This is a genomic window from Streptomyces sp. NRRL F-5122 (assembly GCF_001507435.1).
Classification (GTDB): domain Bacteria; phylum Actinomycetota; class Actinomycetes; order Streptomycetales; family Streptomycetaceae; genus Streptomyces; species Streptomyces lannensis.
Map to the genome: position 1 here is coordinate 38,946 of NZ_LMWH01000105.1, position 12,880 is coordinate 51,825.

Annotated in this window: 8 protein-coding genes; 2 read left to right on the plus strand and 6 right to left on the minus strand. The window is 72.3% G+C overall.

The annotated features are described in order from the left end of the window. Nucleotides 1-23 precede the first annotated feature (23 nt). Together ADL25_RS12605 and ADL25_RS12610 are read right to left on the minus strand one after the other, a co-directional pair. Entirely contained in the window at nt 24-1,625 is a 1,602-nt protein-coding gene (locus ADL25_RS12605; protein WP_059127869.1) for a glycosyltransferase family 2 protein, read from the minus strand. A gap of 37 nt (nt 1,626-1,662) precedes the next feature. Next, the gene (locus ADL25_RS12610; RefSeq protein WP_234380888.1) at nt 1,663-2,877 is read right to left on the minus strand and encodes a glycosyltransferase family 87 protein; all 1,215 of its coding nucleotides are present in this window, start codon (nt 2,875-2,877) and stop codon (nt 1,663-1,665) included. Nucleotides 2,878-3,119: 242 nt separating this feature from the next. On the opposite strand from ADL25_RS12610, the gene ADL25_RS49720 reads away from it, so the two are divergent. Then, entirely contained in the window at nt 3,120-4,811 is a 1,692-nt protein-coding gene (locus ADL25_RS49720) for a glycosyltransferase family 39 protein (RefSeq protein WP_059127782.1), read from the plus strand. Here the strand turns inward: ADL25_RS49720 and ADL25_RS12620 are convergent. Then, complete coding sequence (locus ADL25_RS12620) at nt 4,754-5,284, minus strand: MarR family winged helix-turn-helix transcriptional regulator (RefSeq protein WP_059127783.1); 531 nt, start codon at nt 5,282-5,284, stop codon at nt 4,754-4,756. The genes ADL25_RS49720 and ADL25_RS12620 overlap by 58 nt on opposite strands. A gap of 127 nt (nt 5,285-5,411) precedes the next feature. Between ADL25_RS12620 and ADL25_RS12625 the strand changes: the two genes are divergently transcribed. Then, entirely contained in the window at nt 5,412-5,825 is a 414-nt protein-coding gene (locus ADL25_RS12625) for an organic hydroperoxide resistance protein (RefSeq protein ID WP_059127784.1), read from the plus strand. Between the two features lie 97 nt (nt 5,826-5,922). Here ADL25_RS12625 and ADL25_RS12630 read toward each other — a convergent pair whose 3' ends face one another. From ADL25_RS12630 to ADL25_RS12640, 3 genes are all read right to left on the minus strand, one after another. Then, nucleotides 5,923-8,124 (minus strand): bifunctional glycosyltransferase/CDP-glycerol:glycerophosphate glycerophosphotransferase, encoded by a 2,202-nt coding sequence (locus ADL25_RS12630; RefSeq protein ID WP_059127785.1) that lies wholly within the window; start codon nt 8,122-8,124, stop codon nt 5,923-5,925. A 5-nt stretch (nt 8,125-8,129) separates the two neighbouring features. Continuing rightward, entirely contained in the window at nt 8,130-10,322 is a 2,193-nt protein-coding gene (locus ADL25_RS12635; protein ID WP_059127786.1) for a bifunctional glycosyltransferase/CDP-glycerol:glycerophosphate glycerophosphotransferase, read from the minus strand. A gap of 146 nt (nt 10,323-10,468) precedes the next feature. After that, nucleotides 10,469-12,739, minus strand: coding sequence for a bifunctional glycosyltransferase/CDP-glycerol:glycerophosphate glycerophosphotransferase (locus tag ADL25_RS12640; protein WP_059127787.1), 2,271 nt, complete (start codon nt 12,737-12,739; stop codon nt 10,469-10,471). Nucleotides 12,740-12,880: the final 141 nt, after the last annotated feature.

Here is a 12,880-nt window from a genome sequence, read left to right on the forward strand (position 1 = left end):
GTTGGCCCACCGTGTCGGTGCGTTCACGTCCAGTGAAGCAGGCGCCGCAGCCTGCGGCCCAGAACGGAGGCCGCTCCGCGCACCCCGCATGCCACCCGCAGGGCCAGGGCCCCCGAATGCGTCGCGTACGGCTGCACCAGCAGCACACCGCACCTGGGGTTCGGCACCGCGCGCCGGCGCAGCAGACCGGGCCCGGTGAGGGCACGGGGCGTGGTGGCGCGGCTCGTGCCGTCGTCGAAGCGGAGCGTCAGCGAGAGGTCCCAGGTGCCCGTGCCGAGTGCCGCCAGGTCCACGGGCGTCTCGGCCGTCCAGCCGTCCGAGTCCGCGTCGCGCTCGAGGACCGCGGGATGCGAAGGCCCCACCCGGGTACCGCCCTCCCGGCGGACGAACTCCACGTCCACCCGGCCCGGTCGGGCGTTCTCCACCCGCCCGTACAGCTCGTGCAGGCGCAGCCGCAGCAGGGTGGCCCGCACCCGGGGGCGCAGTTCCGCGTCGACGGCGATCGGCAGGTGCCGCACGGGGCGGTACAGCAGGTGCTCCAACTGGACCTGGGGCAGATCCTCCGACCAGACCGGGGTGCCGTCCCGCGTGCTCGCGTACGGCGGGGTGAGCCGCGCGGGGCGTGCCGCCAGCTCCTTGAGCCGGTGCAGGTCACGCGGGCGCCCGGCGGCGAGCACCACCTGGGCGACGACCCTGCCCGGCACCGAGGCCTGGGCGAGGTCGGCCGCGTCGAAAGTCGACAGATACGTGCGGGTGAGCCTCCACCACTCGTCCCGGTACTCGGTGTCGCGGAGCGGGAGTTCCCGGGCGTACAGACGCAGTCCGCGGTCGAGGAAGGTGGTGCGTGCGGCGCGCGCGAGCCGCTTCTCGCCGGCGCCCAGCAGGATCTCGTGCGCCTGCCGGTTCGCCTCCGTACGCGCCTTCCAGTTCTCGATGTCGGCGCGGTCCAGGGAGATGGACAGACGCCGGGCCGAGCGCCGGACGTGCCAGATGTAGACCCGGTCCGGGACCAGGGCCACGCTGGGTCCGGCGGCCAGGACACGTGCGCCGAACACGAAGTCCTCGTAGGGGAAGCGGCCTTCGGGGAAGCGGATGCCGTGCTCGCGCAGGAAGTCGGTCCGGTACAGCTTGTTGACGCACAGCGTGTCGTAGGCCAGACGGGGGCGCTTGGAGGGGCGGGAGACCAGCGCCGGACGCTCGTACAGCTCGGGTTGCCAGGGCGTCTCGCGGCCGCAGGGCAGCTCGCGGCGCACGCAGAGCCCCGCGGCGAGCGGGGACCCGTGCGCGACGGCCGCCATCAGCAGCGCGTCCACCGCGCCGGGCGGCAGCAGGTCGTCGCTGTCCAGGAACATCACGTACGGGGCGGCGGCCGCGTCGATCCCGTCGTTGCGCGGGGTGCCGCAGCCGCCGCTGTTGACCGTTCTGCGGACGACCCTGAGGCGCGGGTTCTCGGCCGCGAGGGCGTCGAGCAGTTCGGGGCTGCCGTCGGTCGACGCGTCGTCGACCGCGATCACCTCGCGGACGCAGCCGCCCTGGGCGAGGGCGGAACGCACCGCGTCCGTCACATGAGTGGCGTCGTCGTACCCGATGACGACGACGCTGACCTGTGCATCGTGAGGGTGCATCGATTCCACGAGCCGAAACATTAGGGATGCCTGGTAATCATCGGTTAAGAGGCAATTCTCCACCTGTGCGGAAGTATGCAGGAATCCGGTCGGAGATCCAGGATGACGCGTCCGTTTCCGGCCGTTCCGCCAGGGGGTGTCCGGAACGCCACAGGCGGACGAGGGACACGACCGCGGCGGACATCAGCAGTCCGTTGCGCGCGAGCATGAGCACGCAGCCCGTCCAGGTGCTGTTGATGACTTCCCCGTAGTACGCGGGGTACTCGACGGCGCTCACGGCGGTGGCCGCCAGCAGGAGCACCGCCACCGGCCGCTGAGTGGTGTGACGTGACGTCAGGCAGACGGCGGCCAGGCCGACCAGCCAGATCATGTACTGAGGGCTGATCACCCGGCTCGTCACCGTGAAGAGCAGGACCGCGGTGAGGGCCGCGTCGTAGGGGGTCGCGGGCGTCCAGCGGCGGTTCTGCAGCCGCCACAGGAGCAGGAGGGCGAAGGCGGCACCGGTCAGCACGAGCGAGCCGACGGCGACCAGGTGCACGTGCGGGCCCACGAACTCCACGGCCCCGTACTGGTAGCGGGTGCGACCCGGCCAGCCGGCCCGGCGCGCGAACATCAGGACGGTGCCGCCCAGTGACTCGATCTGCACGCCCCGGCCGCCCTGCTGACGCAGGAAGTCGAACGGGTTGCGGAAGAGGGCCTCGACGACGGCGAGCAGTGTCACCACGGTGACGAGGGCGGCGGTCCACGCCTGCCGGGTCGTACGGCCGCGCGGCGTGCCGATCAGGGCCAGCGCCGGCCACACCTTCACCAGGGCGCCGAGTGCGGCGAAGACGCCGGACGTCCGCGCGTGGCGCGGCACCGCCAGCAGGGAGATCACCGCGAAGGCGGTGACCTGGACGTCGTACCGTGCGAGCGGGAGGTGCAGCAGCAGCGGCAGGCCTGCCGTCCACAGGGCGGCGCCGAGCAGCGTACTGCCCCGGCGGGTGCCCGCGCGCGCGAGGGCGACCACAATCACGGCGTCCGTGACCAGCGTGAGGACCACAAAGGCCTGAAAGTACGTCAGGCCCGGCACGAGCGCGGGCGAGAGAAGCACCGCGCCCGCTCCGGGCGGGTACTGCCACAGCTGGTCGCCCGACGGGAACGCGCCGTGCCGCAGGACGCCGTACCAGTGGAAGTACAGCTTCCACACTTCCCTGGCGACCCCGCCCCGGCCGAGCAGGGGGTACTGGTCGTGGGTGAGCAGCCACAGCATCAGGGCGCGGGTGGCAAGCCAGCCTGCACCGAGGAGAAGCAACCGATGCTTTTTGCGGATCCTCTTCACGAGGGGCGGCGAAAGCGGCGCGGCTACGGTCGTTCGGGACCCCGTGGCACTCTTCAAGGCACTCATCAAGCCCGGATAGTAGGCCGTCTGTACGCGGCATGTGCGTAGATACGCCGTCAACTACCCACAAAGATTAGTTAATAGTACAAAAACCGGGCATGTTGAATGCGGGCATGAGTCGGTTGTCGGAGAGACGCGCGGAGTACCTGGCCGTCCTCGTACCCGTCGTCGTCATGTGCGCGATCGGGCTGTGGGGACTGGACCGCGACGGGATGTGGCGCGACGAGGCGGTCACGTTTCAGGTCGCCCGCCGCTCGGTGCCGCAGATCCGGCACCTGCTGGGCAGTGTGGACGCGGTGCACGGCCTGTACTACCTGCTGATGCACCTGGTCCTGGCCGTCCACCCGGGCGAGGTGGCGCTGCGGCTGCCCTCGGTCTTCGGGGCGGCCCTGGCGACGGGCCTGGTCGCCGCGCTGGGTGCCCGGCTGTGCCGGCCGCGCGTCGGACTGTGGGCGGGCCTGGCGTACGCGGCCACGCCGATGGTCGGCCACTACGCGCAGGAGGGCCGCTCGTACGCGCTGGTCGCGGCAGGGGTCGCGGGCGCGACGCTGCTGCTGGTGCGGGCCGTGCGGGGCGGGAGGTGGTGGCCGTACGGGGCGGTCCTCGCCGTCACCTGTGTGCTGCACGAGTTCGCCGTGCTGGTGCTGCTCGCGCACGCCTGCACGCTGGCGTTCGCCCGGGTGCCGGGGGCGACGTGGCGGCGCTGGGGCTGTGCGGCCGGGGCGGTCGTGGTCGTACTGCTGCCGCTGGTCCTGGTCTCGTGGGGGCAGTCGGCACAGGTGGCGTGGCTGACCGCGCCCGACGGGCGGAGCGTCGAGGAGCTGCTGGAGCGGTTCACGGGGTCCTCCCCCGTGCTGCTGGGGCCGTATCTCGTGCTGATGGCGCTGGCCGGCGGGATGGCGAGGTCCAAGCGGGACCTGTCGCCGGCGGGGGTGGCGCTGCCGCTGATGGTGGTCCCGCCGGCGGTGCTGATGGGGATCTCGCAGATCTCCCCGCTCTACGACGACCGGTACGTGCTGTATTCGCTGGCCGGGGCGCCGCTGCTGGCCGCGGCGGGCGCCGAACGGGCGGCCGGTGTCCTCGGCCGGTTGCGCACGGGACGCCGTCGCCTGCCCGCCGTGCCCCGGCAGGCGTCGTACGGCCACGGTGCGGCCGTCGGCGCCCCCGTGCTGCCCGCACCGCGCGGACCCGCGGGCCGCGGTGGGGGCGTCGCCCTCCGGGACGCGCCGCGGATCTCCGCGTCCCGCGCCCACGATGCCGTCCCGCCCTCCCTGTGGGTCCGTTGCCGGGGCGGCGCCCTGCTGGGTGTGCTCGCCGTCTGCACCGTGCTGGTGGCGCAGTTGCCCCTGCTCAGGGCCGATCGCCGGGCCGATCACCGGCCGGACGACCTGGCCGGTGTCTCCGCTCTTGTCGGCCGGGTGGTGCGTCCGGGCGACCCCGTGCTGTTCCTGCCGTCCCTGGAGCGACGGTCGGCGCTGGCCTATCCGGCCGGGTTCAAAGGGGTGCGCGACGTGGCGCTCGACGTGCCCGCCGCGGAGGACGGGACGCTGTACGGACGGGAGGCCGGCCCCGCCGAGCTGCGGCGCCGACTCGGCGGCCTCACCTATGTGTGGGTGGTCAGTGAGCCGTTCGCACTGAGGTCCACCTGGGCTCCCTCGAACCCCACGGAGCGCGCCAAACTCGCGATGATGACCCAGGAGTTCATCACCCGTGAGGAGTACGTCCGCCGCGGTATCACCCTTCGACTTTACGTACGCCGCGAGGAGCCCTGGTCCGCCGGCTCGACACAGCCGCGCGCCTCCTGAAGCGCCGTCTCGTCGAGCGCGTGGGTCAGCCGGTCGAGCCGGGCGTGGAGGTCCATGACCTCCTCCAGCTCGAAGCCGGTCGCGGCGGCGATCCGGATCGGCACCAGCAGCGCGCGCTGCTTCAGGGCGGTCCCCTCCTCGGTGGGACGCACATGCACGGACCGCTCGTCCTCGCGGCTGCGCTCGCGTCGCACCAGACCCGCGGCCTCCAGGCGCTTCAGGAGCGGCGACAACGTCCCGGAGTCCAGCCGCAGATGCTCGCCGAGGCTCTTCACCGGCAGCTCGCCGTGCTCCCAGAGCACCAGCATCACGAGGTACTGGGGATACGTCAGCCCGAGGTCCTTGAGGACGATGCGGTAGACGCTGTTGAAGGCGCGGGACGCGGCGTGGAGCGAGAAGCAGATCTGGCGGTCCAGGCGCAGGAACTCCTCGCCTGCGGAGGCCTCGGCACCGGGGGTCGGCGTGGTCGTCATGACTCCAGGATAGCTCTGCGGATGATTAAGTTGTGCCCAACTGAATTGTGTGCTCTACTTATGTCCGTGAGGCGGTCCGGACGGAAGGCCCGGACGCCCCCGACGACTTCGAGAGGGATGGTTCCCCATGGATGCGCTGTACACCGCCGTCGCCACCGCCACCCACGGTCGTGACGGCCGCGCCGTCACCTCCGACGGCAAGCTCGATCTTCAGCTGTCCCCGCCGGTCGAGATGGGCGGCAACGGCGAGGGCACGAACCCCGAGCAGCTGTTCGCCATCGGCTACGCGGCCTGCTTCGCCGGCGCCCTGGGTGTGGTCGGCCGGCAGGCCAAGGTCGACGTCAGCGACGCCGCCGTGACCGGCGAGGTCACCATCGGCAAGCAGGGCGAGGGCTTCGGTCTCGCGGTAACCCTGCGCGTCGAGCTGCCGGAGTCGGTGGACCAGGCGACCGGCCGCAAGCTGGTCGAGCAGGCCCACCAGGTCTGCCCCTACTCCAACGCCACCCGCGGCAACATCCCGGTGGAGCTCGTCGTCGAGTAGTCCCATCCCGAGCGGCCCCGTGCGCCTTCGAGGACGTACGGGGCGGTCCTCGGACCTGCGCCCGGCGCCGGAACCTCCTCCCGGCTCCGGGCGCGTGTCATGTCGAGGCCGGCACGTCGTGGTCGCCCGCAGACGGGGCCGGGATGGAGACGGCGGTGTCCGGCTCGCCCAGCATCAGGGTCCGTACCACCCGGCGGGCCGCCCGGCCGTCGTCGAACTCGCAGTAGCGCCCCCGGAAGGCGGCTCGCAGCGCCGCCGCGTCCGCGTCCTGCCAGCAGCCGGAGGTGAAGAGCCAGGCCAGCTCGCGGTAGGAGCGCGAGACCTGCCCGGGCGCGTTCGCCGTGATGTCGACGTATGTGCCCCTGCTGGCCCGGTACGCCCCCCAGTCGCCGGCGTGCACGACGATCGGCCGGTCCAGGTTGGCGTAGTCGAACATGAGCGCCGAGTAGTCCGTGACCAGGGCGTCCGAGGCGAGCATCACCTCCTCCACATGCGGCTCGTCGGTGGCGTCGACCAGCACGCCCCGCCGGTCCAGCTCCGCCAGCCCCATCCCGCGGGCGGGACCGTCCGCGAGCGAGGGGTGGAGCCGGACCACGAGGGTGTGCCCCTCACCCAGGTCCTCGGCGAACCGAGCGGGGTCGAAGGGCTCCGTATGACCGCCCCGCACATGGTCGCGGCGGGTGGGCGCGTAGAGCACGACCGTGTGGTCCTCGGGGATGCCGTGCCGGAGCCGGAAGGCGGCCCCGTCGCCGGGTTTCGCGTTCACGAGGACGTCGTTGCGCGGGCTGCCGGTGCGGAGCGAGGCGAAGCGGCAGGGATAGGCCCGGTCCCACACCAGTTCGGAGTGGCGGTTGGCGACAAGGCTGTAGTCCCAGCGGTCCGCGCGGCGCAGCATCCCCGGCACGTCGAGGCCGTGCCGGGCGCCCGGTTTGCCCCGCAGATCGGCTCCCATGTACTTCAGCGGGGTGCCCTGGTGGGTGTGGACGTGCACGCTGCCGGGCCGTTTGACCAGGGAGCCCGGCCAGTTCACGTTGTTGACGAAGTAGGTCGCCCGCGCGGTGACCCGCCGATACGCCGGGGAGCCCGGGAGGACGTACTCGATGTCCGGCGGCAGACGCTCGACCTCCTCCGGGTGCACCACCCACACGCCCCGGATGTGCGGCGCCAGGTCGCGGGCCGCGTGGTGGATCGCGGCCGGGTCCCCGAGGACGCCGCGGTGCGAGAACGCCGAGTACACCGCCAGGTTCGGGTCGAGCGGCCGGTGTTCGTGCGCCCAGGACCAGCCGCGCCCGACACGGCCGGCGGCCGCCCGGCGGACCCGTCCGGCACGCAGACCGAGCGCGCGGCCGGCGGCCGAGGTGCGCTGCAGGGCCCGGTAGCGGGGGTAACCCCCTTCCAGAACGCGCAGTGCGGCGGGAACCGGTTCCCGCGTACGGTGCCTGCGGAAGAGCTCGGCCGTGCGGCGGAAGAACTCGGCCTTGGCGGACGCGGGGAGCCGGTCCGGCTTGGCGAGGACGTCCAGACAGTGCTCGCCCATCTTGCGATGCAGGTAGGGCCGCCAGCGGTTCAGCTCCGGGTGCGCGTCGACGTATGCGAAGACCCGCTCGTACTGGTCGTGGATGTCGAAGTGCTTGCGGCTGGTGGTGGACAGGATGTTGCCCTGGCGGCGCTGCCGGTAGAGGAGACAGATCCGGTCGAGGGCGGCGATCCGCCCGGCGCTGAGCAGAGCGGGGAAGGTCCAGGGAGTGTCCTCGTAGTAGCCGGGCGGGAAGCTGAAGCCGTGGTCGGTGACGTAGTCCCGGCGGTAGGTCTTGTTCCACACCACCATCAGCAGGTCGAGGATCTCCGGGCGTTCGGCCGCGGTGAACGTGCCGGTGGCGTCCGCGAGCACCCGGGCCAGCGCGTTGCGCCGGGTGCCGCCCCACCAGTAGGAACGGGCGTAGTCGAAGACCAGGACGTCCGGATCCCGGGTCTCCTCGAGCCGGTCGGCGATCGCCCGCAGCGCGCCCGGGGTGAGGGTGTCGTCGCTGTCCAGGAACAGCAGGTAGTCCCCGGTGGCGTGCGGCATCCCGGCGTTGCGCGCCCGGCCGAGGCCGACGTTCTCCGGCAGGTGCAGCACGCGCATGCGGGGGTCGCGTTCGGCGTACTCGTCCAGGATCGCCCCGCTGCCGTCGGGGGAGCGGTCGTCGACGGCGATCACCTCGAAGTCGGCGTACGACTGGCCGAGCACCGAGTCGAGGCACTCGCGCAGGAAGCCCTGCACCTTGAAGACGGGGACGATGATGCTGAAACGAGGCACGGGATTCAGCTCCTGACGAGGGCGGGGGCAGGGGCCGGGATGCGCTCGGCGAGCGGGATCACGGGCGGGATCGACTCCGGCGGCTCGCCCAGCAGCACCCGGCGCACCACGCGTTCGGCGGCGCGCCCGTCGTCGAACCCGCAGAAGCGCTTGCGGAAGGCGGCGCGCAGGGCGGCGGCGGAGCCGTCCGCGTACGAGCCGTCCCGGAAGACGGCGGCCAGGTCCTCGGGCGCGTGTGCCACCCGGCCCGGCGGTGCCTCCATGAGGTCGAAGTAGACGCCCCTGGTCTCCCGGTACACGTCCCAGTCGTCCGCGTACACGACGATCGGCCGGTCGAGGTTGGCGTAGTCGAACATGATCGACGAGTAGTCGGTGATCAGCGCGTCGGCGGCCAGGCACACGTCCTCGGCGGAGCGGTGCCCCGTGACGTCGATGATCCGGCCGTCGTTCCGCGCGGCGCCCACGTCGTAGAAGTAGTGGGCGCGCAGCAGGACCACGTAGTCGTCGCCGATCGCCTCGCAGAACGCCTCCAGGTCGAGACGTGTGTCGAAACCGGAGCTGTAGTCGCGGTGCGTGGGCGCGTAGAGGATCGCCGTCCTGCCCTCGGGGACGCCCAGTTCGCGGCGGATGCGGGCGACGTCGCGCGCGGTCGCGGTGTAGTAGACGTCGTTGCGCGGATAGCCGTACTCGAGCGTCTCGTAGGAGCCGGGGAAGGCCCGCTCCCACATCTCCGTGGAGTGCCGGTTGGAGGAGAGGTTGTAGTCCCAGCGGTCCACCCGGGTCAGCAGCTTGGCGAAGCTGCCGGTCGCGGCCGCGACCACGGGGTACGTCGACTGGTCGACGCCCATCTTCTTCAGCGGGGTGCCGTGCTGGGTCTGCAGATGCACGCTGCCGCGGCGCTTGACCACGCCGTCCGCGAAGTTGGCGTTGTTGACGCAGAAGGTGGCGCGGGCGAGCACGTCCCAGTAGGCCCGGCTTCCGATCACCGCGTACTCCACGTCCGGGGGAAGGGTCGCCACCGCGTCCGGCTCGACCAGGAACACCGAGCGGATGTGCGGGGCCAGTTCCCGGGCCTTGGCGTGGATCGCGGCCGGGTTGCAGGCGTAGCCGCGGCCCCAGTACGCGCAGTACACGGCCAGGTCGGCCTCGAGCGGGCGGCGCAACGCCAGGGCGTACCGGAGCCGGGTGCGCAGCATGCGCGGAACAGGGGCCCTGCGCACCGTCTTCGCGGCGCCGCGGTTGACGCCGCGCAGCGCCCGGAAAGCGCTGTAGGCACCGCAGGAGAGCAGCCGGTGCTGGATCCCGGCGCTGCCCGCTGGCGGCCGGTAACCCGACGGGCGGTGGCGGCGGTAGAGGCGTGCGGCCTGCCGGAAGAAGGCCCGGCGGCGCGGCGTCGGCAGGCGTTCCGGATGCGCGGCCGTCCGCAGGACCACGGCGAAGATCTGCTCGAACAGCGGTAGCAACCGGTCCGCGGCAAGGGCGAGTTCGGCGGCCCGGCTCAGGACCATGTCGGCCTGGTCGAGTAGGTCGAACTGATGCTCGCCTGGGGTGTGGAGCCGGCTGCCCTGCCTGCGCACCAGATGCCGTACGCAGACCGAGCGCAGCACCGAGATGCGTTCGGCGGCGAGGGTGACCAGGCCGCCCCAGCCGATGTCGGTGAAGTGGCTCGCCGGGAAGGCCAGCCGGTGGGCGGTGACGAACGCGCTCCGGTAGGCCGCGCTCCACGCGGGCACGGACACACCGGTCAGCTCCGGGGCCAGGCCGGGGGCGAAGGCGCCCTCGGGAGCCCTGCCGAGCGGGGGAGTGGACGGCTCGGCGTCCCACCAGTGGACCCGCTCGTGGTCGAAGTAGAGGACGTCCACCTCGCCGACCGCCGCCAGGTGCCGGTCGATCGCCGCGAGGGCGCCCGGTGCGAGGACGTCGTCGCCGTCGAGGAACAGCAGATAGGACCCGGTCGCCGCCTCCGCCCCGGTGGTACGGGCCACCCCCAGGCCGCCGGAGGGAGGCGAGGTGAGCGGGACGACCCGCTGGTCCCGCTCGGCGTACGCGGCGGCGACCGTGCCGGCCGTGGAGTCGGGCGTGTCGCAGACCGGGATCACCTCGAGGTCGCCGAAGGACTGGGCGAGGACGGAGTCCAGGGCCTGGGACAGGCGGCCGGCGACGCCGAAGGCGGGGACGATGATGCTGAAGCGGGGCATTCTGCTCTTTCTCTCGGGCCCCGCTCCCCGTCCCGGGGCCGGGGCGTCGTACGCGTGCGGGTGGGTCAGCGCCCGGGCCTTCCGGGGAGGACGGTGGGGGGCCTGTGAGGCATGGCGGAACTCCGGGGGTTCGGGCGGTTCGGTGGTCAGAGGCGTTCGGTGACCGGTACGCGACTGCCGGGGACCGGGACGGTCGTGGGCGGTGCGGTGGTGAGTGGTGCGGTGGTCCCGCCCGCCATGGCGGGCGGGACCGGGTGCCGGCCGGCCGGCGGGACCACGGACGGCAGCCAGGCGTTCTCCCCGAACACCACCCTGCGCACGATCCGTTCGGCCGCACGCCCGTCGTCGTGCGGGCAGAAGCGCTCGCGGAACGCCCTGCGCCGCTGCTGTGAGCGTGATCCGCACCAGTGGCCGGTCGCGAAGATGTCGGCCAGTTCCTCCTCGTCGCGCGCGACCGCGCCGGGCGGGAAGTCGCGCACGTCGAAGTAGGTGCCACGGCTCGCCTCGTACGCTTCCCAGTCGTCCGCGTACACGACGACCGGCCGGTCGAGGTTGGCGTAGTCGAACATCAGCGACGAGAAGTCCGTGACGAGCGCGTCCGAGGCCAGGCACACCGCCTCGACGCTCGGATGGTCGGAGACGTCGATCACTCGGTCGCCGGTGGTCCGGGAGAGAGGTTCGCCGAACGACGGGTGCGAGCGGGTCAGCAGCACAAAACGCGGTCCGAGCCGGTGCAGAAGGCGTTCGGGATCGAGGGCGGGGCGGTGGTCGCGGCGGTAGTCGCGGAACGTCGGCGCGTACAGGATCGCCACCGAGCCCTCGGGGATGCCCATCGTCTGGCGCAGCCGGGCCACGTCCGCCGAGGTCGCGCGGGCGAAGACGTCGTTGCGGGGGAGGCCGTACTCCAGTGTGGTGAACCCGGAAGGGAACACACGCTCCCAGACGAGGGTGGAGTGGCGGTTGCCCGAGACGACGAAGTCCCAGGAGTCGGCGGAACGCAGCATCCGGCCGGAGTCGGCGGTGCGGGCGGCGGCCGGACGGTCCTGGAGGTCAAGGCCCATGCGCTTGAGCGGAGTGCCCTGCCGGGTCTGGATCAGGATCTGGCCCGTGCGCTTGACCACGCCGGGGCCGAAGTCGTCGTTGTGCACGAGGTACTTGGAGCGGGCCAGCGCCGTCCAGTACGCCGCCGAGTCCGGCCGCAGCCGGCGTGTGGCGAGCGGGACGGTGTGGTGGTGCTCGGGGCGAGCGATCCACGCGGTGCGGATGTGCGGGACCAGATTGCGGAACGCCGACTCCAGGGCGCCCGGATTGCAGCCGTACCTGCCGCCCTCGTCCCGGGTGAAGACGGCGCGGTCCGCGCGCAGCGGAAGGCGGAGCTGGATGCGGTAGTGCGCCCGGAGCGCGGCGGCGGTCAGCCGTCGGCCGGCCCCGGCGGCCAGGCGCCGGGTGCGGCGCACCAGGCCGGACGCCAGCGACAGCGTCCGGTAGGTGCGGTGGCTGCCGAGCCCGATCAGGAGGTGGCGCGGCCTGAGCGGCGCACCCGGGACGCGGTATCTGCGGTAGTGGGCGCGGGCGAGCCGCAGGAACTCGGCACGGCTGTCCCGGGGCAGCCGACCGCGTCGGCCGTAGACGGTGGCCAGGTGGTCGACCATGCGGCGGAACAGCACCGGGCGCCAGCGGTCGAGTTCGGGACGGGCGTCGAGATGGGCGAAGACCCGGTCGTACTGGTCGAAGACGTCGAAGTGCCTGCGGCTGGTCGAGACGAGAATGCTGCCCTGGCGGCGCTGGCGGTAGTGGACGCAGACCCGGTCGAGCGTGGCGACGGTGTCCGCGGTCAGCAGCACCGGGAACGTCCACGCGGTGTCCTCGTAGTAGCCGGGCGGGAAGACGAACCCCGCGCGCTCGACGAACTCCCGGCGATAGGCCTTGTTCCAGACCACCATCAGCAACGAGAGCAGGCCGGGTCGGTCGTCGAGACGGAAGGGCGCCGGACCCTCCTCGGTGAGCAGATCGGCCAGCTGGTTGCGGACCTCGCGCCCGGTCCAGTACGTACGGGCGTAGTCGAAGACCAGGACGTCGGGCTCGGACGTCGCCTTCAGCCGGTCCGCCAGGTCCCGCAGCGCGTCCGGGGTCAGGGTGTCGTCACCGTCGAGGAAGAGCACATAGTCGCCGGTCGCGAGCTCGAGACCCGCGTTGCGGGCCGGGCCGAGTCCCACGTTGTGCGGCAGATGCAGCGGCCGGACGCGGGGGTCACGGGCGGCGGCCTCGTCGATGAGGGCGCCGCAGGCGTCGGGCGAGCAGTCGTCGACGGCGATCACTTCGACGTCGGTGAACGACTGCTCCAGCACGGATGTGAGGCATTCCTCCAGGTACGCCTGAACCTTGTACGCGGGAACGATGACACTGAACCTGGGCAAGGGGCATCCATGGGATCGGCGCGGGCATACTGCCCGGAAACGGCCGAAGGGCCGCTTCGGTTACGCCGGATGTGGCATCCGGGGGAACGTCGACGGAAACCCCAGGTGAACGAAGGGGGTGGACCCCGGCATCGGGCCCAC